The 25,308-nt window shown below is 72.1% G+C and carries 17 protein-coding genes and 1 pseudogene (1 of these 18 cut by a window edge); 10 read left to right on the plus strand and 8 right to left on the minus strand.

From position 1 onward, the window contains the following. The 6 genes from H7H31_RS02480 to H7H31_RS02505 form a co-directional block, all read right to left on the minus strand. Positions 1–5,663: the start of a non-ribosomal peptide synthetase gene (locus H7H31_RS02480; protein ID WP_187064253.1), read on the minus strand. It extends 12,124 nt beyond the left edge of the window; 5,663 of the gene's 17,787 nt are visible here — the first part of the coding sequence; it begins with the start codon at positions 5,661–5,663; its stop codon lies off the left edge, out of view. A 150-nt stretch (positions 5,664–5,813) separates the two neighbouring features. Beyond that, the gene (locus tag H7H31_RS02485; RefSeq protein WP_187064254.1) at positions 5,814–7,832 is read right to left on the minus strand and encodes a multicopper oxidase family protein; all 2,019 of its coding nucleotides are present in this window, start codon (positions 7,830–7,832) and stop codon (positions 5,814–5,816) included. Further along, on the minus strand, positions 7,829–8,047 hold the full coding sequence (locus H7H31_RS02490; protein ID WP_187064255.1) for an MbtH family protein: 219 nt from the start codon (positions 8,045–8,047) through the stop codon (positions 7,829–7,831). The genes H7H31_RS02485 and H7H31_RS02490 overlap by 4 nt, the downstream gene beginning before the upstream one ends. Positions 8,048–8,168: 121 nt before the next feature. After that, positions 8,169–9,323 carry a FecCD family ABC transporter permease gene (locus H7H31_RS02495; protein WP_187064256.1) on the minus strand — a complete coding sequence of 385 codons (1,155 nt, stop codon included), beginning with the start codon at positions 9,321–9,323 and terminating at the stop codon, positions 8,169–8,171. Continuing rightward, a complete protein-coding gene (locus tag H7H31_RS02500) occupies positions 9,320–10,417 on the minus strand; it encodes a FecCD family ABC transporter permease (protein ID WP_187064259.1) in 1,098 nt (365 codons plus the stop codon). The genes H7H31_RS02495 and H7H31_RS02500 overlap by 4 nt, the downstream gene beginning before the upstream one ends. A gap of 60 nt (positions 10,418–10,477) precedes the next feature. After that, positions 10,478–11,434 (minus strand): methionyl-tRNA formyltransferase, encoded by a 957-nt coding sequence (locus H7H31_RS02505; protein WP_187064257.1) that lies wholly within the window; start codon positions 11,432–11,434, stop codon positions 10,478–10,480. Positions 11,435–11,570: 136 nt separating this feature from the next. Here H7H31_RS02505 and H7H31_RS02510 point away from each other — a divergent pair, with 136 nt between their 5' ends. The 8 genes and pseudogenes from H7H31_RS02510 to H7H31_RS02545 all read left to right on the plus strand — a co-directional run bounded on the left by H7H31_RS02510 (position 11,571) and on the right by H7H31_RS02545 (position 21,304). After that, positions 11,571–12,893, plus strand: a complete 1,323-nt coding sequence (locus tag H7H31_RS02510) for a lysine N(6)-hydroxylase/L-ornithine N(5)-oxygenase family protein (RefSeq protein WP_187064258.1) — start codon at positions 11,571–11,573, stop codon at positions 12,891–12,893. 313 nt (positions 12,894–13,206) lie between these two features. Beyond that, complete coding sequence (locus H7H31_RS02515; protein WP_187062431.1) at positions 13,207–14,793, plus strand: amidohydrolase; 1,587 nt, start codon at positions 13,207–13,209, stop codon at positions 14,791–14,793. A 387-nt stretch (positions 14,794–15,180) separates the two neighbouring features. Next, the gene (locus H7H31_RS02520; protein WP_187062432.1) at positions 15,181–15,366 is read left to right on the plus strand and encodes a hypothetical protein; all 186 of its coding nucleotides are present in this window, start codon (positions 15,181–15,183) and stop codon (positions 15,364–15,366) included. A gap of 544 nt (positions 15,367–15,910) precedes the next feature. Continuing rightward, a pseudogene (locus tag H7H31_RS02525) lies at positions 15,911–16,888 on the plus strand (3-oxoacyl-ACP synthase III family protein); the annotation flags it as partial. A 76-nt stretch (positions 16,889–16,964) separates the two neighbouring features. Beyond that, positions 16,965–18,212, plus strand: a complete 1,248-nt coding sequence (locus H7H31_RS02530) for an aminotransferase class III-fold pyridoxal phosphate-dependent enzyme (RefSeq protein ID WP_269475436.1) — start codon at positions 16,965–16,967, stop codon at positions 18,210–18,212. Positions 18,213–18,325: 113 nt separating this feature from the next. Continuing rightward, complete coding sequence (locus tag H7H31_RS02535; protein WP_187062434.1) at positions 18,326–19,471, plus strand: acyl-CoA dehydrogenase family protein; 1,146 nt, start codon at positions 18,326–18,328, stop codon at positions 19,469–19,471. A gap of 19 nt (positions 19,472–19,490) precedes the next feature. Further along, entirely contained in the window at positions 19,491–19,913 is a 423-nt protein-coding gene (locus tag H7H31_RS02540; RefSeq protein ID WP_187062435.1) for a thioesterase family protein, read from the plus strand. A gap of 38 nt (positions 19,914–19,951) precedes the next feature. Continuing rightward, on the plus strand, positions 19,952–21,304 hold the full coding sequence (locus tag H7H31_RS02545; protein WP_187062436.1) for a preATP grasp domain-containing protein: 1,353 nt from the start codon (positions 19,952–19,954) through the stop codon (positions 21,302–21,304). 147 nt (positions 21,305–21,451) lie between these two features. Here the strand turns inward: H7H31_RS02545 and H7H31_RS02550 are convergent, their stop codons facing one another. Further along, positions 21,452–21,979: a CGNR zinc finger domain-containing protein gene (locus H7H31_RS02550; RefSeq protein ID WP_187062437.1), complete on the minus strand. Its 528-nt coding sequence runs from the start codon at positions 21,977–21,979 to the stop codon at positions 21,452–21,454. Positions 21,980–22,034: 55 nt separating this feature from the next. On the opposite strand from H7H31_RS02550, the gene H7H31_RS02555 reads away from it, so the two are divergent. Further along, positions 22,035–23,315, plus strand: coding sequence for an MFS transporter (locus H7H31_RS02555; protein WP_187062438.1), 1,281 nt, complete (start codon positions 22,035–22,037; stop codon positions 23,313–23,315). Between the two features lie 143 nt (positions 23,316–23,458). On the opposite strand, the gene H7H31_RS02560 is transcribed toward H7H31_RS02555, so the two are convergent. Continuing rightward, a complete protein-coding gene (locus H7H31_RS02560; RefSeq protein ID WP_187062439.1) occupies positions 23,459–23,944 on the minus strand; it encodes an NUDIX hydrolase in 486 nt (161 codons plus the stop codon). 341 nt (positions 23,945–24,285) lie between these two features. Between H7H31_RS02560 and H7H31_RS02565 the strand changes: the two genes are divergently transcribed. Further along, complete coding sequence (locus H7H31_RS02565; RefSeq protein WP_232109648.1) at positions 24,286–25,302, plus strand: O-antigen ligase family protein; 1,017 nt, start codon at positions 24,286–24,288, stop codon at positions 25,300–25,302. The last annotated feature ends 6 nt before the right edge of the window (positions 25,303–25,308 follow it).

A 25,308-nucleotide genomic window follows, 5' to 3' on the forward strand; every position in this document is an offset into this window, starting at 1 on the left:
GTGTTCCACAGCGGGCGGCCGACCGGCGGCGCGCCGGCGTCGCCGGGCCTGATGACGGCGGCGGTGGACCAGATGGTGGTCTCGGTGGGCCCGTACAGGTTGACCACCCGCCCGCCGAGGGCGACCAGTTCCGCCGCCAGGTCGGGCGGCAGGGCCTCGCCGCCGCTGAGCACGTGTAGGCCGCGCGGCGCTTCGGGGTCGGCCTCCAGCAGCGCGCGCCACAGCGAGGGCGTGGCCTGGACGAGGGTGGCGCCGCTGGTGCGCAGCAGGGTGGCGAGCAGCGCGGGGTCGCGCACCTCGGCGCGGCTGGCCAGGACGACGGTGCCGCCACGGGCCAGTGGCAGGAAGAGTTCGAGCACGGAGATGTCGAAGCCGACGGTGGTCACCGCGAGGAGCCGCTCGTCGCCCGTGAGGCCGAGTTCGTCCCGCAGGCAGGCGAGGAGGTTGGCGACGGCCGCGCGCGGCACCGCCACGCCCTTGGGGCGGCCGGTGGAGCCCGAGGTGTAGATGACGTACGCGCTGTGCAGCGGGTGCGCGGCGCGGGGCCGGGTCAGCGGCTCGGCCACGGCCAGCAGCGCGGCGGTCGACTCGTCGTCCAGCACGATCGGGCGCGCCGCGAACAGCGGATCGGGGCCCTCGGCCGGTGCCGGGCCGTCGGCGGTGGCGCGGTCGGTGACCAGGAGGGCCGGGGCGGCGTCGGCGAGCATGTACGCGATGCGCTCGGCCGGGAAGTCGGGGTCGAGGGGCAGGTAGGCGGCGCCGGTGCGGGCCACCGCGAGCAGGGTGACCAGCAGGTCGGCGCCGCGCGGCAGCAGCACGCCGACCAGGTCGCCGGGGCCCGCGCCGCGCGCGGCCAACAGGCCGGCCAACCGGGCCGCGCGGGCGTCGAGTTCGCGGTAGTCGAGCCGGTCGCGGCCGGCCAGCAGGGCGATGCGGTCCGGGGTGCGCGCCGCCTGGGCGGCGACCAGGTCGGCGATGCCGGCAGGGGGCACGTCGCGTTCTGCGCCGCCGGGCGCGGCCAGCAGCCGGCGCCGCTCGGCCGGGCCCGTGACGTCCACGGTGGTGACGACGGACTCGGGGCGCTCGGTGACCGCGTCGAGGAGGCGCAGCAGCGCGGCCACCAGGCGGCGCACGTCGGACGCCTCGAACAGGTCGCTGGCGTACTCGACCTGGCCGCTCGCGCGGCCGGTGGCCGGGTCCTCGGTCACCGTGATCTGCAGGTCGAACTTGGCCGTGCCGGTCTCCACCAGGCGCGGGCGCCCCTCCTGGCCGGGGAACGGCTCGTCCGCCGCGAACTCCTCACGCACCGCGAGCAGCACCTGGAACAGCGGGCTCAGCTCCCGGCCGCGCGTCGGGTTCAGCTCCTCGACCACGCGCTCGAAGGGCACCTCCTGGTGGGCCATCGCCGCCAGGTCCACGTCCCGCACCCGGGCGAGCAGGTCGAGGAAGGTGGGCTGGCCGCTCAGGTCGACGCGCGGCACCAGGGTGTTGATGAAGAACCCCACCAGGTCGTCCAGGGCGGCGTCGCCGCGCCCCGCGACCGGCACCCCGACGGGGATGTCCTGGCCCGCGCCGAGCCGGGACAGGGTGGCGGCCAGCGCGGCGTGCACCACCATGAAGGTGCTGGTGCGGGTGCGCAGCGCCAGCTCCCTGACCCGGACGTAGACCCGCGGATCGAGGGTGAAGCGCTCCACGTCGCCGCGCCCGGTGGGGTGTTGGGGCGTCGGCCGGGCCCACGGCAGGGCGATCCGCTCCGGGGCGCCGGCCAACCGCGCGCGCCAGTACGCGAGGGACTCGGCCTCCCGTTCGGCGGCGCCCGCGCGCTGCCACAGGGCGTAGTCGGCGTAGCTCACGGGCAGCGGAGCGGCGGTGGGCGCGGCCCCGGCCAGGCGGGCGCGGTAGCCGGCGGCCAGGTCGCGCAGCAGCGGCGGCAGCGACCACTCGTCGCCGGCGATGTGGTGCAGCACGAGCAGCAGGGTGTGCCGCTCGGGGGTGAGCGAGAAGACGTGGGCGCGCAGCGGCAGTTCCCGCTCGATGGCGAACGGCTGGCGCGCCGCGTCCGCGATGGCCCGTTCCAGCTCGTCCTCGGCGACGTTCGTCACGGTCATCGGGACGACGGCCTCCGGGACGGGCAGCACCCGCTGATGGGGCTCGGCGTCGGCGCCGGTCACGGCGGGGAAGACGGTGCGCAGCACCTCGTGCCGCTCGGTCAGGTCGCGCAGAGCGGCGCGTAGCGCGGCCGGGTCGAGCGGGCCGTTGACCCGCACCGCGAGCGGCACGTTGTAGGTGGCCGTCGGGCCGTCGGCCTGGTGCAGGAACCACAGCCGGCGTTGGCCGGCCGACAGCGGCAGGCGGGCCGGGCGCGGCTGGGAGGTGAGCGGCGCGCGGGCGGTGCGGGCCCGCTCCAGCTCGCCGGCCAGGGCCGCCGCGCTGGGGTGGTCGAACAGGGCGCGTACGGGCAGCTCCGTACCGGCCTCGGCGCGCAGCGCGGCCACCACCCGGGCGGCGGTCAGCGAGTGTCCGCCCAGGGCGAAGAAGTCGTCGTCGGCGCCGACCTCGGGCAGCCCGAGCACCCGTGCGAACAGGCCGCACAGCAGGCGCTCGGCGTCGGTCGCCGGCGCTCGGCCGGCGGGCCGCGCCCGCCGGCCGGGGGCGGGCAGGGCGTTGCGGTCGAGCTTTCCGTTGGGGGTACGGGGCAGTCGCGCGAGCGGCACCACGAGTTCGGGTACGGCGTACCCGGGCAGCGCGCCGGCCAGATGCGCCCGCAGCGCCGCGACGGCCTCGGCCGGCACGGGGCTCCCGGCACCCGCCTGCTCCGTCTGCTCCGTCAGGACGCAGTACGCCACCAGCGCGAGCGCCGCGCCCTCCTCCCCTCCCTCCTCGCCCAGCGGCCTGGCGACCACGGCGGCCTCGCGCACCAGCGGGTGGGTGAGGAGTGCCGTCTCGATCTCGCCCGGCTCGACGCGGTGGCCGCGGATCTTGAGCTGCTGGTCCACCCGGCCGCGCAGGTCCAGGGTGCCGTCGGCGCGCCAACGGGCGAGGTCACCGGTGCGGTACATGCGCGCGCCCGCGGGCCCGAACGGGTCGGCCACGAACCGCTCGGCGCTCAGCCCGGGCCGCCCGAGGTAGCCGAGCGCGACGCCGGTGCCCGCGATGTACAGCTCGCCGGTCGCGCCCGGAGGCAGCGGCGTGAGCGCGGCGTCGAGCACGTACAGGCGGGTGTTCCAGATCGGGCCCCCGGCGTGCGGCGCGGTCGTCGTCTCGGACGCGATGCACGGGGTGCGGCTCACCTCGCCCGCGCTGGACCAGATGGTGGTCTCGGTCGGCCCGTAGAGGTTGACCACCGACGAGCCGAGCCCGGCCAGCCGTCCGGCGAGGTCCGGGGGCAGCGGCTCGCCGCCGGTCAGCACCCGCAGGCCGACGACGGCCTCGGGCGCGGCGTCGGTCAGGGCCCGCCACAACGACGGCGTGGCCTGCATGACTGTCGGTTGGGTGGCGTCGATCAGGTCGCGCAGCAGGAACGGGTCGCGCACCTGCTCGGCGCCTGCCAGCAGCACGGTGCCGCCGGCCAGCAGCGGCGTGAACAGCTCCAGGGCGGCGATGTCGAAGGAGACGGTGGTCACCGCGAGCAGCCGGTCATCGGCCGTGAGGGGCAGCTCCGCGCGCAGGGCGGCCAGCAGGTTGGCCAGCGCGCGCCGGGGCACGACCACGCCCTTGGGCAGGCCGGTGGAGCCGGAGGTGTAGATCACGTACGCGGGGTGTTCGCCGTGCGCGGGGCCGGCCGGCGCCGCGTCGTCGCCGGGCGCGTGGGGTGCGGCCGGCGCGTCGGGGGCCGGCTCGGTGCCCAGCACCGTCCACGGGCCGGCGGCCACCGCCGCCGCGCAGGCCGCGCCCACCGCGTGCGGATCGCTGACCACGGCGACCGGGGCCGCGTCGCGCAGCATGTGCCCGATCCGGTCGGCGGGATAGTCCGGGTCGACGGGGACGTAGCCGGCGCCGCCGCGCACCACCGCGAGCAGCGCGACCAGCAGGTCGGGCGTCCTGGGCAACGCCACGGCCACCAGGCGCCCGGGCCCGGCCCCGTGCGCCCGCAGTCGCCGACTCAACGCATCGACCCTGCGGTCGAGTTCGGCGTACGTCACCACCTGGTCGCCGCCGCGCACGGCCACCGCGTCCGGCCGCTCCCGGGCCCAGGTGGCCAGGGCGGCGTCCAGGTCGGCGCCCGCCTGCCCGCCGGCGCCCGGCGCGTTGAACTCCGTGAGCACCTGGTGGCGCTCGGCCGCGCCCAGCGTTTCGACCCTGCCCGTGGGCGCCGTGGCGTCGGCCCGCGCGAGGCGGGCAAGGAGTGCGGTGAACCGCTCGGCGTGCGTGGCGAGTTCGGTCGCGGAGTAGAGGGCGGGGTTGGCGTCCAGGGTCAGCGCGAGGCCGCCGGTGGGCATGCCGCTGACGGTCAGCGTCAGGTCGTCGACGGCGCCGGCGGCCAGGTAGTGCGTGGTGCCGGTGGCGGCGCCGAAGCGCAGCTCGGGCGGGAAGGGCTTGACGTTGATCTGCGGCCCGACCAGCCTGCGGCCCGCGCCGAAAAGGCCGAGGTCACGACGGAGTTGTTCGCCTCGGTAGCGCTGGTGGCGGCGCTGGGCGCGCAGTAGTTCGGTCACCCGGCGCACCTGGGCGGCCAGCGGGGCGCCCTCGGTGACGGGGACACGCAGCGGTACGACGTTGACGGCGGTGGCGGGCACCCGGGCCAGCGGCGTGCCGGTGCGGTTCATCACCGGCAGCCCGAGTACGACGTCGTGGGTGCCGGTGAGGCGGGCGAGGTAGAGCGCGCTGGCCGCGAACACCGCCTCCGGCCACGAGGCGCGGCACGCCTTGGCGAAGCGTTCCAGCGCGGCGGCCTGGTCCGCGTCCAGCCGGCCGCGGTGGCGCAGGAAGGTGTGCCCGGGGGGCGCGGTGCGCTCGGTGAGCGAGGTCGGCCGGGGCCGGTCGGCGAGCAGGCCGTGCCAGAACGCGGCGTCGGCCCGCTGCCCGTCGGAGCCCTCGTACGCCTGGTCGGCGGCGATCGCGTCGCGGATCGACCCGAACGGGTTGGCGGGCGGCGTGGCGCCGGCCGCCAGCGCCTCGTAGACGGCGGCGACGCGCTGGGCCAACTGGAAGAAGCCGTAGCCGTCGAGGAGGATGTGGTGGCAGCGGTGGTACCACAGCCAACGCCGCTCGCCGACGCGCAACAGCGCGTGCCGCACCAGGTCGCCGCCCTCCAGCTGGACCGGCACCGCCCGGTCACCGTCCATCCACGCCGCGGCCACCGCGTCCGGGTCCGCCTCACCGCGCAGGTCGACGCGCAGCGGCGGCGCGGGCGGCGCTCCCCCCAGCTCCTGCCAGACCGCCGCGCCCCCGGCCCCGGGCAATCCGCCATTTAGCTGACCAGCCGTCAATTCCCTTTCGGGTGAAGCCTCTTCGGCCTCCGTGGTGAAGCGCACCGCGAGCCCGTCCGCCTCGGCGATGGCGTGCTCCAGCGCCGCGAGGAACGCCCGCTCGTCGAGGGCGCCCCGGATCTCGACGTACTCCGCGGTGAGGTAGGCGGGGCTGGCCGGGTCGAGTTGCTGGGCGGACCACAGTCCGAGCTGGGCCGCGGTGAGCGGCAGGCGGGTGGCGCGGCGTTGACTCATGCGGAATCTCCCAGCGGTACAGCTCGTACGGCCATGACGGAACGGGGCGCGGCGGTGGCCGGGCGCGCGGAGGGAACCGTCCGCCCGGGGGCGGGCGACGGGATGTGCGGTGGCGCCGTGCGGCGGTGGGTGGACCCGGGGGCTTCGGGGTTAGTGGCCGTGGGCCGGGCCGGCGCCGTGGCCGGGCGGCGCGGCGGCGAGCACCTCGGGCGGCATGATGACGAAGGGGCGCATCATCATCATGTCCTCGTGCTCGTAGATGTGGCAGTGGTGCATGAAGCGGCCCGCGGGGCCGGTGAACTCGGCGGCCACGTTGACCATTTCGCCGGGGCCGAGGCTGATGACGTCCTTGGGTCCGCGCTCGCCGGGGGTGAGCGTGCTGCCGCCCTTGCGCTTGAGGGGTGAGGTGGTGCCGGCGCCGTAGCCGCCGCCGGGCAGTTCGAAGAACTCGAAGGTGCTGACGTCGTACCGGTCCCGGCCGAGTGCCTGGAAGGCGACCGCGTGCAGGTGCATCGGGTGCGGGTAGCTGCCCTCGGACTTCTCCAGGCTGAGGAAGCTCCAGCGCTCGGTGGAGCCGCTGGGCACGGTGAAGCGCACCGGGTCCTCGAAGGTGTTGGAGACCCGCTTGTAGGTGTGCACGGTGCCGTCGGGGTGCTCGAACTGAATCACGCCGTCGATGGGGAAGGGCCCGTCGGGCGCCTTGACCCGCTCCATCTCCCACAGCTCCGGGTCCTTGGGGTAGACCGGCGTGACCACGACCATGCGTGGGGTCGCGTCGGCCACGTCCGCCTCGGTGCGCCGGCGGTAGGAGGGCGAGAGGGTCGCGCCCGGCGCGGGGGCGATGGCGCCGCCGTGGCTGGCGCGCGAGGCGACGCGGAACTCCATCATGTCGGGCCTCGCGCCCGGCTCGGGCAGCGCGTTGACCAGCCGCAGCCTGCGTCCGCGCAGCGCGCGGAAGTCCACCAGCAGGTCGGCGCGTTCGGCCGGGGTGAGGGTGATGCCCTCCCCCAGCGGCACGGGCTTCGGCAGCAGGCCCGCGTCCCCGCCGATCTGGAGGAAGGCGCCCGCCGGGATGGGCTTGTCGTCCTCGTCCACGACGCGCAGCCGGTACGGCCGGTTGTTGGCGGCGTTCAGGGCCCGGAAGCGGTACCAGCGGGCCTCGACGTCCAGGTGTGGCCAGATCACCCCGTTGACGAGGGTGTAGGGGCCGGTGAAGGGCCGGACCAGTTCGTACGGGTCGTCGGCGACGACGATGCCCTTGTAGAGCAGGTCACCGGTCAGCTCGCCGCTCTCGTCGGCGTCGAGGTTGCGGTCGTAGAAGACCAGGGGTATCTCGTGCTCGCCCGCCGGCAGGTCCAGCGCGTCCTCCTCCTCGTCGCGGATGAGGTAGGTGCCGGCGCCGAGCCCGGTCATCACGTTCAGGTGCGTGATGTGCATGGCGTGGTCGTGGTACCAGAAGTGGCCGGCCGGTTGGTCGTTGGGGTACTCGGCCAGTTGGGCGTGTCCGGGTGATATCGCGTTCTCGGCCCAGCCGTCGTTGCCGCCGCCGGTGACCGCCCCGTGCAGGTGGACCACGGCCCACGGTGGGAGCGCGGCGACCTCCTTACGGGGCGTGCCGCCCTCGCGGCCCGGCCGGTCCCACATCAGCGGCTGTTCGGGGTCGTACGCGAAGGGGACCCGCACCGCGGTCACCGGGAAGTCGCCTTCGAGGTGGTTCTCCCAGGCGACCCGCAGCCGCCGGCCGCGCCGCACCTCGATGGTGGGCCCGAGGTGGCTGCCGCCGTAGGTCCACAGGTGGGTGGCGGGCAGTGCCCGGTGCAGCCGTACCCGGGCCCGCTCCAGCGGCAGCGTGAGCGTCTCGCGCGGGCGCAGCACGCGCGGGATCGGCAGCGGGTCGAGGAAGGGTCTCAGGGTGCGCAGGGCCGCCGCCGCCCGGGCCGCCCGGGCCGCGGTGGGGCCCGCCGGGCGGGTGGCCGGCAGGTTCGGCAGGTCCCGTACGGGGGTGCCGAGCGCGGCGGTCATCAGGTCGGGCCGGGGGCCGGCGGCGCGCGCCGCCGAGGCCCCCGGCACCGCCGCCGCGACCCCGATGGCGAGCCCGCCGACGGCACCGGCGCCGGCGAGGAAGTGCCGTCTGCCCAGGCCGCTACGGGGCTTCGGCGTAAAGCTCATGACGGGTCGTCGGCCATGCTCGCGATGAGGCTCTTGGGCCGCAGGTCGGTCCAGTTCTGCTCGATGTAGTCCAGGCACGCCTGCCGGGTGTCCTCGGGGTGGACGACGGTCCAACCCTCGGGTACGTCAACGAAGTTGGGCCACAGCGAGTGCTGACCCTCGTCGTTGGCGAGCACCAGGTACACCCCGTCTTCGTCCTCGAACGGATTGGTCACCGAAACCTCCACGTCGTCGGCCGGTCCGCGACACCCGGACCTGCAATTTAGGTAAGCCTAACCTTGCTTTTTCGTTTGCTTCAAGAGCCGCAAAGGAGTGCTGGTTCACATCGCGGAACGGCTAACGCCGTCCCTCGCCGCGCCGGTTGAACAGCACCCAGGCGAGATAGAGCCCGCCGAGCACGGCTGTCGTCACGCCCACCGGCAACTGGCTGTTGCGCTGGCTGTCGTCCACCACCGCGAGCCACGGCACCCGGTCCCCCACCCACGCCAGCACGGCGAAGAACTGGTTCGACGCCAGGTGCGCGGCCGACAGCAACGCGGCCCCCGTCACCCCCGCGGCGACCACGCTCACCCCGGGTGACCTGGTCAGCCGGGCGGCGATCTGCGGGGCGGCCAGGGCCACGAAGGGCACCGGCCCCGCGCTGGCCACCGCCACCCCGCACAGCCCGATGCCGAGCACCGTCAGCGCCAGCCGGGCCCGGTCCACCCGCAACCCGAGGCCGCTGGCCAGTTCGTCCCCCAGCTCCAGCACGCGCAGTCGCCGCCCGAGCAGCACGGTCGCCGGCAGCAGCACGAGCAGCGCGACCACCATCGTCCGCACCGAGCCCCAGGTCCGCCCGCTGAGCGTGCCGATGAGCCAGATGTGCGCGTTCTGCGCGCTGTTGAGGGTGGAGCGGGTGAGCAGGTACGAGTTGACGGAGCCGAGCATCGCGGTGACCCCGAGCCCGATCAGCACCAGCCGCACCCCGTGCACCCCGCCCTTGCTGGCCAGCAGGTACACCACCAGGGCCGTCAGCAGCCCGCCGCCGATGGCGCCCGTGGCCACCTGGGCCGCGCTGCCGCCGAAGGCGACGATGACCACGATCGCCCCGGTGGCCGCCCCGCTGTTGAAGCCGATGACGTCCGGGCTGGCCAGCGGGTTGCGGGACAGGCTCTGGAAGACGGCTCCGCTGATTCCCAGCGCCCCGCCCACCAGGATCGCGAGCAGCGCCTGCGGCAACCGCTCCTGGTTGACGAAGTGCACCGCGAGCCGGTCGCCGGTGCCGACGAACAGGGCCCGCGCCACGTCGGGCACCGGCACCGGATAGGCCCCCACGCACAGGCTCACGGTCAGCAGCAGCCCGCTGACCAGCAACCCGACGCCGCACACCCAGGCGGTGCGCGGGTGCGCACGGAAGGAGACCCGGCCCGACCACAGGCTCACCGGCCGGGTGCCCGCGCCCCCCTTCGCGGCCCGCTCGCGCGCGCGGGGCGCCACGTCCGTTGCCGTCACAGCGACACCTCCTTGCGGCGCCGCACCATCGCGATGAACACCGGCGCCCCGATCACGGCGGTCACCGCGCCGACCTCCAACTCCCCCCGGGGCAGCACGACGCGCCCCACGATGTCGGCGCCCAGCAGCAGGCAGGGCGCCAGCAGCATCGAGTACGGCAGCACCCAGCGCAGGTCAGGGCCGGTGAACCAGCGCGCGACCAGCGGAATGACCAGTCCCACGAAGCCGATCGGGCCGGCCGCGGCGGTGGCCGTACCGGTGAGCAGCGTCACCGCCACCACCCCGAGCAGTCGGGTCCGCGCGATCCTGGCGCCCAGCGCCCGCCCCAGGTCGTCACCGAGCGCCAGCGCGTTCAGCGGCCGGGCCAGCAGCAGCGCGATCACCAGCCCCACGGTCACGAACGGCAGCATCTGGGGCACCAGGTCCGAGGACCGCCCCGCGAGCGAGCCGACCATCCAGAACCGCAGGTAGTCGTAGGTGGCCGCGTCGAAGACGGTGAGCCCGGCGATCAGCCCGCTCAGGCTGGCGCTGATCGCGGCGCCGGCCAGCGCGAGCCGCACCGGCGAGGCGCCACCGCGCCCGGAGGCCCCCAGCACGTAGACGACGACGGTGGTCAGCGCGGCCCCGACGAAGGAGAACCAGACCAGCGTGGGGTAGCCGCTCACGCCGACCACGCCGAGCCCGAAGACCACCGCGGCCGACGCGCCGGCGTTGACCCCCAGAAGGCCGGGGTCGGCCAGCGGGTTGCGGGTCAGCGACTGCATGATCGCCCCGGCCGCGCCGAGCCCGGCGCCGGCCATCAGGCCCACCATGGTGCGCGGCAGCCGCAACTCCTTGATCACCTCGGTGGTGTACGAGCCGTCGTCCGACCACAGCGCCCGCCACACCTCGGCCAGCGAGGTGTCCTTGGTCCCCACCCACGTGCTGACCACCGTCAGCAGCAGGAGCAACCCACCCAGGGCCAGCAGTCCGCCGCCGCGCAGGGCGGCGCGGCCCGCGCCGCCGTCGGGCGCGGCCTCCCGGCCGCCGGCGGCGCGGGCACGGGCACGGTCACGGCCCGGCGTGGTGCTCCCGGGCGCCGGCGGCGAGGCCACGGCGCCCGGGTGACGGGCCGGGCCAGGCGGCCCGGCGGTTGACTGTGCCACGGCGTTGACTCACCCAGCCGTTTCCGGCTGGCCGCGCAGGTAGCCGCCCATGGTGCGGAAGTAGTCGGTCGCCGCCAACTCCGTACCGTCCTCGGTGCGTACGCGCCTGACCAGCAGCCCACGGCTGCGCCCACGGCGGGCCTCGGAACCGGCCACGATGACCACGCCGTCGCCCTCCTTGATGAAGATCCGCCCCGGCGTGCCGCCGTAGGCGCCCTTGGAGAGCCCCGCGGAGACGATACGCAGCCGCTGCCCCCGGTGGTAGGTGAAGGCGTTGGGGTACGGGTCGGACTGGGCGCGCACCAACCGCTCCAGGTCCTCGGCCGGCCAACTCCAGTCGATCCGGCTGTCCTCGAGGGCCCGCTTGTGGAAGAAGCTGGCCTTCGAGGGGTCCTGTGGCGTCCACTCCGCCTTGCCCGACTCGATGAGTTCGAGGGCCTCGGTGACGATCGGGGCGATCAGGTCCACCGTGGCGTGGAAGAGGTCGGTGGCGGTGTCGGTGGGGCCCACCGGCACGGAGCGTTGGAGCAGGATGTCGCCGGCGTCCAGGGTGGCGTCCATCCGGTGCGCGGTGACGCCCACCTCGGGCTCGCCGTTGATGAGCGCCCAGATGATCGGCGAGAAGCCGGCGTAGCTGGGCAGCAGCGAGTCGTGCACGTTCAGGGTGCCGTGCCGGGGCAGGTCGAAGATCTCCGGCGGTATCCAGGTGCGCCAGTTGTTGGCGACGATCAGGTCGGGGGCGCTCTCGCCGAGGGTCTCGACCAGTTCGGCGTCGGGCCGGTTGGCCAGCACGACGGGGACGCCGTGCTCGGCCGCCAGGTCGGCCACCGAGTCGTCCCACACCTTCTCGTAGACGTGGTCGCTCTTGGGGTGGGTCACCACCAGGCATACCTCGTGCCCCGAATCCAGCAGCGCACGCAGCGTGCGGTGCCCCCAGGTCTGGTAGCCGAACATGGCGATCCGCATACAGCAGCTCCCTTGGAGTTGGATGACGCTCCGTCATACGCCAGCCGGGATGGTGTGACCTGAACGAGCCACACCGTCGTTGCAAGGCAAGGCTAACCTTACCTAGGATTGCCCCGGCTAGGGAGGCGATGCTGCGTTGAACCATGTCAGCCGCGACACGGAAACCATCTATGACCTGCTAGGAATCGGCTTTGGGCCGTCCAACCTGGCGCTCGCCATCGCGATTGAGGAGCACAACACTCACGCCGGGACCCAGGACCACATCCGCGCCCGATTCCTCGAGAAACAGGCCACGTTCGGCTGGCACCGGGGGATGCTCATCGACGACGCGACCATGCAGGTGTCCTTTCCCAAGGACCTGGTCACGATGCGGGACCCCACCAGCGACTACAGCTTCCTGTACTACCTCAAGGAACAGGGACGCCTGGTCGACTTCCTCAACCAGAAGACGCTCTTCCCGCTCCGCATCGAGTTCCACGACTACTTCGAGTGGGCGGCCGGCCGGCTGGCCCCCCTGGTGGACTACTCGGCCGAGGTGGTCGCGGTGACGCCGGTGACGGTCGACGGCGAGGTGCGCTACTTCGACGTGACCAGCCGCGAGGGCGACGCCCTGCACGTGCGGCGCGCCCGCGACATCTGCCTGGCCACCGGCATGCGCCACCGCCTGCCGGAGGGCGCGCCGCTCTCGGACCGCGTGCTGCACAACCGCGATCTGGTGCCCCGGGTCACCGAGTTGACGGGCCAGCCGCTGCACCGCGTCGTCGTGCTCGGCGCCGGCCAGTCCGCCGCCGAGACCGTGGGCTACCTGCACCGCGCCTTCCCCGAGGCGGAGGTGTGCGCGGTGTTCGCCAAGTACGGCTACACGCCGGCCGATGACAGCCCGTTCGCCAACCGGATCTTCGACCCGGAGGCGGTGGACGCCTACTACCAGGCGCCGACCGAGGTGAAGGAGTCCCTGCTCGGCTACCACCGCAGCACCAACTACTCAGCCGTCGACATCGAGTTGATCGAGGCCCTCTACCGCACCCAGTACCAGGAGCGGGTCCAGGGCAAGGAGCGGCTGCGGATGCTGAACGTGTCCCGGCTGCGCTCCGTGGAGTCCGACGCCGACGGCCTGCGCGTGACCGTGGAGTTCCTGCCCACCGGCGAGCAACAGGTGCTCGAGGCCGACCTGTTGGTGTACGCCACGGGGTACCAGCCGCCGGACCCCGGCCCGCTGCTCGGCGAGGCGGGCGCGCTGTGCCTGCGCGACGAGCGGGGCGAGCTGAGCGTCACCCGCGACCACCGGGTGGCCGTCGCCGATCACGTGACGGCGGGCATCTACCTCCAGGGCTCCACCGAACACACCCACGGCATCACCTCCACCCTGCTGTCCCACACGGCCGTCAGGGTGGGCGAGATACGCGACTCGCTCCTCAGCCGCCGCCACCGACCAGAGCCGTCCAGGCCCCGCGTCTGACCCACCCCCAACCCCCACCGTCCGCCGCTCGCCGTACGACCGAACGGCGACACCCCACGCGGCCCGGCGCGCCCCACGCCCCTCCCCCACCAGAGAGGAGGCGGGGCGCGCCGACCCCAACACGCCTTTCCCGTGCGCCACTTGCCCGCACCGACCGGCAGGCCGCCGCACGCGGGGCTGCCCCCGTCCCACCCCACCACCGCCGTACGGTTTCGTCGGTCGGCGTACGGGGCAGGGCCCGCGCGGGCGCCCGCCGCGCCCGCGACCCGGCGCGCGCCCCGGCGGCGCCCCACCCCCAGCGAAGGCGAGCGACATGCTCGATCTCCGGCTCACCAACGGCACCTTCCACACCATGGACCGCTCCCGCCCCCGGGCTCGGTCGCTGGGCGTCTGGCGGGGCCGGATCGTCGGCGTGGACGAGGCGATCGCCGGCCTGCCCGCCGCGCACGAGGTGGACCTCGCCGGCGCCACCGTGCTGCCGGCCTTCATCGACGCGCACGTCCACCTCGCCTGGACCGGCCTGGCCGCCCGCGCCACCAGCGTCGCGGGCCAACGCGACGCGGCCTCCGTCCTGGCCGTCATCCGCCGGGCCGCCGCGCACGCGCCGCCCGACGCCTGGGTCGACGTCGCCGACTACGACCAGCGCCCACTCGGCCGGGACCTGACCGCCGCCGAACTGGACGAGGCGGGCGGCGGGCGAAAGGTCCTGGTCGCCCACCGCTCGGGGCACGCGTGCGTCGTGAGCAGCGCCGTGCTGGCGCTGCTGCCGCCCGGCACGGAGCACCGCGACGGGCTGCTCGCGGAGAGCGGCATGGCGGCGGCGCGCGCCGCGCGGATGCCGTACTCGCTCGCGGAGTTGACCGACGCGATCGAGAGCGCCGGCCGCGCCTGTCTGACCGAGGGCATCACCGCCGCCGCCGAGGCCGGCATCGGCGGCGGCCTGATCGCGCACAGCGCCATCGAACTCGCCGCCTACCAGCGCGCCCGCGACGCCGGCCGGCTGCCGCTGCGCATGCGGCTGATGGTCGCCGCCGACCTGCTACGCGAGGTGGCCGCCCATCCCGACGACGGGCTGCGCCACGGCATCGACCTGGGCCTGCGCACCGGGCTCGGCGACGACCGGCTGGCCATCGGCGCGCTCAAGGTCTTCACCGACGGCGGGATGATGCCGCGCACGGCCGCGCTGACGAAGCCGTACGTCGGGCTCGACCACGGCGGCGCGCTGTTCGCCGATCCGGCCGAACTGACGGCGACCATCGTGGCCGGGCACCTGGCCGACTGGCAGCTCGCGATCCACGCCATCGGCGACCGTGCCGTGGACGTGGCCCTGTCCGCACTGGCCGAGGCCCAGCGGCTCAGGCCGCGCCCGGGGGCCCGGCACCGCGTCGAGCACGCCGGCCTCGTGCGGCCCGACCAACTCCCGCGCCTGGCCCGCAGCGGGGCGACCGTGGTCGTCCAACCCGCCTTCCTGTGGAGCTTCGGCGACGACTACGCACAGCTCATGGGCGCCGACCGGGCTGACTGGCTCTACCGTGGCCGTGCCTTCCGGACGCACGGCATCCCCCTCGCCGGCAGCTCCGACCGCCCCGTGGCCGTGGGCGCCCCGCTGCGGGCCATCCAGTTCATGGGCGAGCGCCGGTCCCACTCGGGCCGGGTGATCGGCCCGGACGAGGGCCTCTCGGTCGACGAGGCCCTGCGCGCCTACACGATCGACGCGGCCCGCGCCTGCCACTGGGAACACGCGCTGGGCAGCCTCACCCCCGGCAACCACGCCGACCTCGTCGTCCTCTCTGACGACCCACACCGGGTCGCCCCGTCACGGATCGGCGCCATCGAGGTAGTGACCACGTTCTCGGCGGGCGTGCCGGTGTACGGCGGGGCCGGGCTGGGGCTGGGGTGAGGGCGCGGGCCTGGCCCATCGAGGAAGCTCACGTCGACACCTCTTGCCTCGCCGCCCTTCGGCGGGGTGACGGTTTACCGGAGCACCCCGCCGAAACCCCGCTCTCGCTGGCCTGAGCAGCACCTGTTGGCGGCGCGGCCGACGACGAACCCGGCATGCTCAGCCCAGGGTGGAGACCGACCAACCGCACGCTGTCGCGGGTGCGTGCACGCTTCTCGCCCCATGACTTCCTCGTGCAACAACCTGTCGTCTTGCGCCGCCGGTCGGTTTCTGACTTCACGCTTCGGGCCAATGCGACTAGCGTCGCCCACGAGTCATGCGAACGCTGTCACTCGCACGCCGCTTTTCTCGGGTGCGTCCAGTGACCGTGGAAGGACACGAGCACACATGGCAACCTCGTTACTCGCGCCGCCACCGCCCTCGGGGCAGGTCCTCAAACCCCGTACCGCCCTTATCCATTTTCTCGTCATCACGCTCGGGAGGCTGCTCAGCGCCTTGACCGTGCTGGCCGGCGCCACCGTGACACTGGCAGTCACCGTTGCCCGCGCCGTGCTGCTCCGGGACACGCATTAACAGCCTTCTCCTTTCCTGCGTGCCCGGGCCCGGGCACCGAAGGCGCCCTCCTCTCCGGTCGCGTTCCCGCGAGCGCGCAGGGCAGCGGGAAATCGGAAGCCTCGGTACCGCGAAACTCGACCAACTTGCCGCCGATGTCGAGGGCAACGACGAGGGGATCCAGGACCTACTACACGCCATTGACGAGTTCACATAGTCGACGGCCGCCCCGTGCACGACTGACACGATCAGGGCGACATCAGGCATTCAGGCTCAGTGGCGCGTGACGAATGGCCGAACACGCCTCCTCATGGGAACCGTCATCCAGAGCTGATCTGCGGTGTTGTTGATGCGCCGGGAGGTCATCGAGGCCAACAGCAAACCGGTGCCCCGAACCAGCAGGACTGACCATCTGTCCGTGACGCATTCGATCCCCTCTCAGCGACGTGAATCACGCCGCTAGACGAGTGCGCCCGAAACCGGGCGCTTTGCCCGTGAGACGCTGGCGTAAATTGTCACCACGCGTTTACCACCGTAAGTTTTTACTGGTAGGCTTTTTGCATCGATGACTTTCCTACCAAGGGGTAGACGCGTGCCAGTCGGGATTGTTTCTGTCTCCGGGTACCTACCGAAAAGGGTGATCAGCAACTCCGAGATCGCCAATGAGACCGGAGTGAGCGAGGAGTGGATCGAAAGCCGGACCGGCATTCTTGAGCGACGGTACGCGGCAGACGAGCTCGCGACGTCTGACCTCGCCGTTCGCGCTGCCGAACCCCTCCTGCGAGACGATTCGGTGCGGCAGGACGTAGGGGCGGTCATCGTGGCCACCGCCACGCCGGATCAGCCGCAACCCGCGACAGCCAGCTTCGTCCAGTCGGGCCTGCGCCTCCCGCCGATCCCCGCCTTCGACGTCAATGCGGTCTGCTCGGGTTTCCTTTACGCGCTGTCGGTGGGTGAAGGGCTGATGTCCGCGCACTGCATCACAGGGCATGCACTGATCATCGGTTCGGACAAGTTCTCCTCGATCATGGACAAGGCCGATCCACGCACCGTCAGCCTTTTCGGTGATGGCGCGGGAGCAGTTCTCCTGGGGCAGGTCCCCGACGGCTACGGGATCCAGGGACGGTCCTTGATCGCGGATGGCTCCGCATCGCAGTTCGTGCGGGTCGAGGGCGGTGGGTCACGTTCCCCTCTTGATGCCGAGGCTATCGCGTCAGGTGGTCGGTTCTTTCGGATGGAGGGTCGTGCCGTCAAGGAATGGGCGCTGCAGTTCGTCCCGAAGGCTGTACACGAGGCGTTACTCCAGGCCGGCTTGTCGATAGGCGATCTGGACCGGGTCGTCTTCCATCAGGGCAATACCCGCATGGTGCAGTCGCTCGCTGCGGAGCTGGGAATACCGACAGAGAAAGTCGCGTTGACCGCACCTCTTTGGGGAAACACCGCAGCGGCCTCGATTCCTTTGACTCTCGCCGGCGAGAACGATCGGCGTCGGCTGCGCCGCGGCGAGCGGGTTCTTCTGGCATCGGTCGGCGGCGGGATGACCGCCGCGGCCATGGGTTCTGAACCACTCAGAAGATCGTTACGGACATCGCTTTTCCGTCGCTATAGGAGGTCACCTTGTGTTGCCTGTTGTCAGCCGCGCATCCGGAGTTTTCGTGTTCGACACCGAGGGCAGGGAATATCTGGACGGTTGTTCCGGAGCCATCAACGTCAACCTGGGTCACGGTCTGCCGGACATCACCCAGCGCATGCACGAGCAGTTAGACCGAGTGAATTTCGTCTACCGCACCCAGTTCCGGTCACAGCCCCTGCTGGAGCTCACCGAGAGACTGGTGGATCTCGCCCCCGGGGATCTGAACCACGTGGAGTTCACCAACTCCGGTTCGGAGGGGATCGAGATGGCGCTCCGTCTCGTCACGCTCTTACACGCGCGCAAGCACAATCCGCTGAAGTGTGTCGTCCTGACCGAGGAGCCGAGCTACCACGGGATGACGGCCGGCGCACTGGGAGCGTCAGGGCATCCGCTGCGCAGGAAGGATCTACAGTCCCTGCTCGCCAACCAGGCGACCGTCACGCGGGTACGACCGAAGAACGGTGCTCTGCGAGCGAGCGTGGAGGACTGGCAAGAGGCAGTCGACAGGATCGGCCCCGCCCGGCTGGGAGCGGTGATCATCGAGCCAGTGGGCGGTGCGGCGAGTGGTGCGGCTCCCTGTGACCCGGAGGTGCTGCGCTTTCTCCGCCATGCGGCGGACGAGCGGCGGTTCGTGCTGGTGGCCGACGAGGTCATGACCGGGATGGGTCGCACCGGCCGCTGGTTCGGGTGTGACCACGCCGGCATCACCCCCGACGTGATGGTGCTGGGGAAGGGGATATCCGCTGGCTACGCGGCGATCTCCGCGGTGCTGATATCCGACAGGATCGTGCGGGCTTTGGACCGGCCGGTCAGCTCGTTGGTCTTCGGTCACACCATGGCGGGCGCGCCGCTCGCCGCGGCAGCGGCGCTGGCCGTCACCGAGTACCTGGTGACCCATGACCTGGCGGCGCGTGCCGCGGTGGCCGGTGAGCACCTGGCTGGCCTGCTGAAGCGGCTTTGCCAACGTCATCCGTTGGTGAAGGACGTCCGGGGCACCGGTCTTCAGAGGGGGCTGGGACTGCATGGCGATCCGGAGCGTTTTCCGGGCATCAGCCTGGACCTGACCGAGGCCGCGCGCGCCAAGGGGCTGTTGGTGTATCCCGCGGGCTGCACTCCGGTCACGGAGTCCGTACTCATCGCCCCGCCTCTGAGGAGCACCGACGCGGAACTCGACGAACTGGCTCGTCGGCTCGACGGCGCACTGTCGTGCCTCTCGCCGACCCCGGTCTCCTGACCCCCGTCTCCTGACGCCGGTCGCGTCCGTCTGCCGGCGTCCTTCCCCCGTGCCCCGCCCCTCCTCGCCCGGCACACCCACGTCCGAACCTCACAACGACCAAGGACACGCACATGATCAGTCATTTCGCGGACTCCGCCCTACGTCCCCGGTACATGGAGATGGCCGCGGATTCGGTGGGCAAGCGAGCCGAGAGCTGCGCCGCCGACGGCCGCCTGGACCGTGACTCGTGGCAAGAACTGAGCGATGAAGGGCTGTGGAGACTTCCTGTGCCCGTCCGGTGGGGCGGCACCGGAGGCACCTGGTGGGATTTCGTCGCCGCCTTCGAGGGGATCGCCGCCGGCGGCCGCGATCTCGGCTTCAACCTGTCACTGGTGGCTCAGGCAGGACTCATACGGTCGATTCTGCTCTACGGCACGGATGAGCAGAAAGAGACCTGGCTGCCTCCCCTCATGAGCGGCTCCGTCGGCGCCACCGCGCTCACGGAGACCACCGGGGGGTCCGACGTGACCCGGATACGCACGGCGGCCCGCCAGCACCAGGGGCACTTTCTCCTGAGCGGGCACAAGGACCACATCACCAACGGGCCCGTGGCGGACGTGGCCCTGACCCTCGGCCGCGTACCCGAGCACGGAGACCGGGACATCACCCTGTTTCTGCTGGACCTGCGCTCCGAGGGCGTCACCAGAGGCCCCGTCGAGAACATGATGGGCAACCGCACCAGCCCGACCGGCCCCATCACCTTCGACCAGGTACGCGTGGATGCCACAAACGTCATCGGTGGCATCGGCGCCGGTATCGAAGCCATCTACAACACGATCTCCCTCGACCGGCTGTTGTACGGCGTTCTCGCCGCCGCGTACCTCGACCCGCTGCTCGAGGACGTGCTTGCCTACGCACGCTCCAGAACCGCGTTCAACGTCCCCATCGCCGACCACCAGTACGTGCAAGGGCGCATAACCGACGCGAAGTTCGCGGTCGAGGCCACCCGCTGGGTCTCCTACGGGGCGCTCGACGCTCTCCTGAAGGAGTCGCCCCAGACGTCGCTGATGTGCTCGGTCGCCAAGTACCACGCCGGCGAGACCCTGAAGCTGGGCACCGAGACCGCGCTGCGGGTCATGGGTCATCGCGGCTACATGGAAGGCCCGCACACCCAGGCCCTCAAGGACGCTCTGGGGACGGTGATCGCCGGGGGCACGGCCGAGATACAGCGCAAGAACGTCTTCAACCAGATGCGCCGACTCTCCTCCACCCACTGACCCTTCCCTTGGAGTGATCATGAACTCGTCCCAGCCCGTCCCGCGCACCGATCTGACCGCGCTCGCCGGCCGCACGGCGACCCTGACCCACGTCGTCACCGAGGCCGACTCGGCGCGTCAGTGGGGAAACGACATCGATGTTCTCGCCACGCCCGTGCTGCTGTGGTTAAGCGAGATCGCCGCGATGAAGGTGCTCGGCGACGCCGTGACGGAACCCTCCATGACGGTCGGCCTCAGTCACGCTTCCCAGCACCTGGCGCCGACTCCCACCGGGGACACCGTGACCCTCACCGCCGAGCTCACCGCCGTCGAAGGCCGACGTCTGGTCTTCGACGTGGTGGGCCACGACTCCCTGGACACGGTCTTGCGAGGCCAGCACGAGCGGGCGGTCGTTGACCGCACCAGGTTCGTCGAGAAGCTCGCCCACCGCACGCATAGCTGACAGTCGTCCGTCGCACCCACGTCGCGTAGGAGCACACTGTGCGCCAGCAACTCGTTATCGGAAACGCCACCACCGAGTACACCTACCAGAGCTCGGTCGACTCCTTCTCGCCCAAGGTACTGAACAAGCGCCACGCCGAATCCACCCGAACGGCTTGGCTGCTGCACGAGGGCGACGCCATGCTCACCGACCGCCCTCTCACCCCTGAATTCCTCCAGTACCTGGAACGTGTTCTCGGCCTCGACCTGCGGACCGTCACCTTCCTGACCCATGACAAGAACGCTTCAGGCTCGGAGTTCCTGGACCATCCCAGCCTGTTCGAGCCCGGAATGCTCGAACGCCTGCGGCAGATCGTCGGCCCCGACTGGTCGCTGACGCCCTACATCCACGATCGGACGATCGCCACCCTCGGCAGACGGCTCGGCCTCGACAGTGAGGCGAACCCGCCGTTCTTCGCCGAGGGCGGGAGCGACATCTTCAACAGCAAGTCCTTCTTCCGCGCATGGAGCAGCGGTCTGGGCGTACCGGTCCCCCGCGGCCAGGTCACGCGCAACCGTGCCGCCACAGCCGCGGCGGTAGCCGAGCTGTTGCCCGAGACCGGGTCGGTCATCGTCAAGCAGGACTTCAGTGCCAGCGGCATGGGGAACGTCCTGTTCACGACCGACGGTGAGCTTCCCGGCATCGGGGTATCCATCGTGCACGTCATCGCCCCGGGAACCGTTGAGTCCGAGATCGACAGGCTGCTCGCGGAGTCCTTTCCGACGGTTGAGCAGACCAGGGACTTCCCCGCCGGTCTACGCCCCACCGAGGCCGTCGTGGAGGTCTATTACGGAAGGAGCCTGACCTTCTACAGCGAGGTCCACGTTCCCGCCCCGCCGAAGGAGCCGGAGATCCTCAACTGGGGCGGGATGCGCATGGAACCGGTCTGGAACGGCTTCGAGCTGCCGCCGCTGGACCTTCCGCGGGCGGTCGAGGCCGACATGTTCATGTGGTCGGCGAAGATGGCCAGTTACCTCCAGACCACCGGCTACCGAGGTCTGGTGAACTGCGACTCGATCCTGACTCCGGACGGAACGCTGTACTTCAGCGAGGTCAACGCCCGAGTCGGCGGCTGCACCCACCTCCACCACGCCGCGGTACGTGTCCTCGGACCTGACTACATGAGGAAGTACACCCTCCTCACGCGCAACGATCTCTCCTGCCGCGACTTCACCGCCCTGGCCAAGGCCATCGACGGTGACCCGCTGCTCAGCGGGGAGGACGGCCAGTCCGGGGCGCTCCTCCTGGTCGACGACACCCCGTACAACGCGGTCGTGCAGTACCTCGTCTACGGTTCGTCCGTCGAACTCGCGCAGGAAGCCGAGCGACGGCTACAGAACCTGCCCCGGTAGAGGCACAGAACGCCCAGGAGATCGCCGTCCGCACCGCGCCCCACGCGCGGGGGCGGTGCGGACGGCGGTTGGTCATGTGCGACACCGCCGGTCTCGAGGTAGCAACGTGGCCGGTGTTTCCACTCCGCACGGCGAAGCCCGCCCGACTCATGCGGACTGGCGACCGCGTGCCCGTCTCACCTTGGCGATGCTCCCGCAGGCACGGCCCGTGCTGCCCGCGTACATGCTGCACCACGTGCGGGAGTTGTTCCGGGACTGGTCGTAGAACACCCACTTGCAGTCCGGGCAGGACCGCAGACGTTTCCAACGGCCTTCCAGCACCGTACGGGTGGCGAGCCCGAGGAGACACGCCTGGGGGCTGCCGTCACCAGAGAACCCCAGCTCCCCGTCTACCACACGCACCCGCAGTGGGCACTTCTCCAGCCAGCCGTCCAACCGCCGGCTCGAGCCCTCGGCCACGTCGGCACGCAGGTCGTCGCGCAGCACGAGCAGTCCCGCGACCTGACGCCCGTCCGGCAGCGGAACCTTGGCAAACGCCTCGTGCCACGCTGAGGGATCTTCCACGAGGGCAGGAAGCGTCTCCGTTGGCGTCCGCGTGTCGTTCGGGATGAGCCAGCTGTTCAGAAAACTCCGCAGCTCCTGTGTGTCCTCGTCCTCAATCGTCGACGCAGTCATGCAACCAGGATAGGTGGTAAACAGAGCCGGCCAACAAGCGTTACCATCTATCGCTATGACCGGTAAACGTTCGTCGAGCGAACCACAGTCCAGCCTCCGTGCGGTTCTCGACCTCCCCGGGCACAAGACCTGGTACACGGCGTCCGCCCTCATCCGGCTACCTGTCGTCATGGCGCCCCTCGCCCTCGTGTTCCTCGGTCACGAGGCGCAGTCCTTCGCCGTCGGCGGCCTGCTGGCAGCGACCCACGCCATCGGCGAAGCCGCGGGCGCGCCTCTGATGGGCCGCCGTTTCGACACCCGCCCCTTCCTCGCACAACTGCGCCTTTCCCTGGGCGCCGAGGCTGTCGCCTTCGCGGTCATCGCTCTCGTCGCCGGTCACGTGTCCATCGCGCTCCTGGCCGCGATCGCCTTCCTCGCGGGCGCGGCGGCATCCGGAGCCCCCGGAGGAATGCGCGCACAGCTGTCCGCCGCGTCGCCGGAGCACCTGCGACCAGCCGCGCTCGGGCTTGAGGGCTCCCTCAGTCAGGCCACCTGGGCCGTAGCCCCACCTCTCGTGGCCGTCCTCTACACCTGGGCCGGGGCTTCCGGTGTCCTCCTGGTCATGGCGGTGTCCGCGGCCGCGCCGCTCCTTTTCGCCCGACACATCCCGCACGCCGATCCCGCGGCTCCCAGCGCCACGGAAACCGTCGCGGGGATGCGGGCCACCGAAGTCCTGCGCATCGTCTGGCCCACGGCAATGCTGTCCGTTGCGATCATGTTCCTCATCGGCACCGCGGACGTCCTGCTGCCTCCTCGCCTGGCGGACACCGGCGACTCACCAGCCCTCGCGGGCCCCGTCATGACCGCCTTCGCGGTCGCCAGCATCGTCTCCGGCCTCGTCTACGGGGCCCGGCGGTGGCCCGGCACACCGTTCGCCCAAACGGCATGGCTGCTCCCCGCGTTCGCAGCCGCATTCGCACTACCAGCGCTGACCAGCCAACCGTGGTCCTTCGCGTCCGCCTTCGCTCTCGGCGGCCTGCTCTTCAGTCCGCTGATGGTCATCCGCAACCTCGCACTGCAGGATCGTCTCCCCCAAGCGGCCTGGGCCACCGGGTTCTCCGTCCTGTACGCCGCGGCCGGGCTCGGGTACGGGGTCGCCGGCCTCATGGCAGCCGTGCTGCTGCACACCTCCACGCCCAGCACGGCATTCCTTGCCTGCGTCCTCACCACCATGCTCATCGGAATGCTGTCTCTGGCCGGCGAGCACGCCACGCGCGACAGATCCGCAACGTCGACCTTCGCCACCCCTCCCGAGCCGGACGGGACCACGCGACGAACAGACACACCACCGACCTGATACGCCGGCAGCCCTTCCCTTTTCGCAGGTCAGGGCGACAGTGAGGTAACGTTCGTGGTTGACGTGGCATCACGTGCGCGCGCCGCTCGTACCCGTCGGTCAGGTCAATGCTGACGGAACCACGCGGCTGGGCGGGCCTGCCCTCACCCCTCGTCGATGCCCTCGAACCAGGCCGGGCCCTCGCTCAGCGCCATCTTGATCCGCGAGGTGGCGAACTCCTCCAACTCGTCCGGCAGGGCGTCCAGGTCGAACCAGCCGACTTCGAGGTTCTCGTCGTCGTTGACCCGTGCCTCGCCGCCGACGGCGCGGCAGCGCAGGCAGATGTCCATGAACTGACACACGTCGCCGTTGGGGTAGGTGATCGGCTTCTCCTGGCTCTGCACCAGGACCAGGCGCTCGGGTACGCAGTGCACCGCCGTCTCCTCGTACACCTCCCGCACCGCCGTGCGTGCCGGCTGTTCGCCCGGCTCGGAGATGCCACCGATGATCGACCAGCGGCCGTTGTCCGAGCGGCGGGCCAGGAGCACCCGGCCGTCGTCGTCGAAGACGATGGCGCTGACGGCGGGCAGGAAGAGCAACTGTTGGCCGGCGCTGGCCCGCAACGTGCGGATGAAGTCAGGGGTAGCCATGAGCCGAGCGTATGCCCCCGACCGGCCTGCCCGGACCTCGGGGGCCCGGCCCGCGTCCGCGCGGCACGGCGGGCCGCGTCCTCTCCGGACTCGCGGCCCGGCAGCGCCGCCCGGCGACCCGCAGCGCGCGGGCGGCGCGCCGCGCGCGCTGTCCGTGGGCCTCGCGCGCCGGTCTCGGTGCGCGGGCGCGCACACCGGCGCCGCATCGTTTCTGCGCAGGATGTCCACAACCTCTCCCGCACCCGATACGGTGGCCCAAAGTCCGTGCCCGCAGGCGACGTTCGTCCCGCCGCGCGGTGCCCGCTTCGACTCGGGGGGTCGACGGGATGGTCTCTGCAGCCGTGTCTCCTGTGCTCACGACGCGCCATCGGTCCGACCGCGCCGGCGTGGTGATCCTCGGCGCGTGCGCCGCCTGGGCGCTGTTGTGCGCTGCCGGTCGCCCCGCGCGGCCGGAGGGCGTGCTGCTCGCCGTCCTCGCGGTGGCGGCGGGGTACGCGGGCGGCCGGATCGTCGGGGCGCTGTTGCCGGTGGTCGCGCCCGCGGCGGCGGCCGTGGTCGGCCTGGGGCTCGTGCTGGTGACCCCGCACTCGGGGCAGGCCGGCACGCCGGGGCCCGCGGGGCTGCTCGTCGCGTACGCCGCGCTCGCCGTCGGCGCCGCCTGCTGCGCGGCCTGGGCCAGCACGTCCACGCCGATGCGCGTCGGCTGCGCCCTGCTCGCGCTCGCCGTCGTGGTCGCCGCCTTCGGCGTGGGCTCGGTGCCCGGCGGCCTGGCCGGGACGGCGATCGCGCTGTTCTCGCTGGTGGCGCGGCGACCCCGGCGGCTGCTCGGCCTCGTCGGGTTCGCCCTGTGCGCCGCGCTGGCCACGGGCACCTCCTGGGCCACCGCCGAGCGCGCGCTGCCCGCCGGCCTGTCCACCTCGCTCCAGGGCCAGCTCACCGAGGAGCGGGTGCACCTGTGGCAGGACGCGATCGACATCACCGCGAGCCATCCGGTGCGCGGCGCGGGCCCCGGCCGGTTCGCCGAGCTGAGCCCCACCGCGCGACAGACGGCCGAGCCGGCCAGCCGCCCGAACTCCGCTCCGTTCCAGCAGGCCGCCGAGCAGGGCGTGCCGGGCGTCGCGCTGCTCGCCGCCGCCTTCGGCTGGGTGCTCTACGCGCTGCGCTGCTCATCCCGTACCACCCCGGTGGTGCTCACCGCGGGGGCGGCGCTGACCGCGCTCGCGGTGGCGGCGGCCGTGGGCAACGTGCTGAGCTTCTCCGAGGTCACCGCGGGCGCCGGGTTGCTGGCCGGGGTCGCCACGGCGCACCTGGTCAGCGAGGACGCGAGCGCGCGCAGGGAGTGCGCCGCCCACGCCTGACGGCCG

This window comes from Streptomyces buecherae (genome assembly GCF_014295035.1).
GTDB lineage: Bacteria > Actinomycetota > Actinomycetes > Streptomycetales > Streptomycetaceae > Streptomyces > Streptomyces youssoufiensis.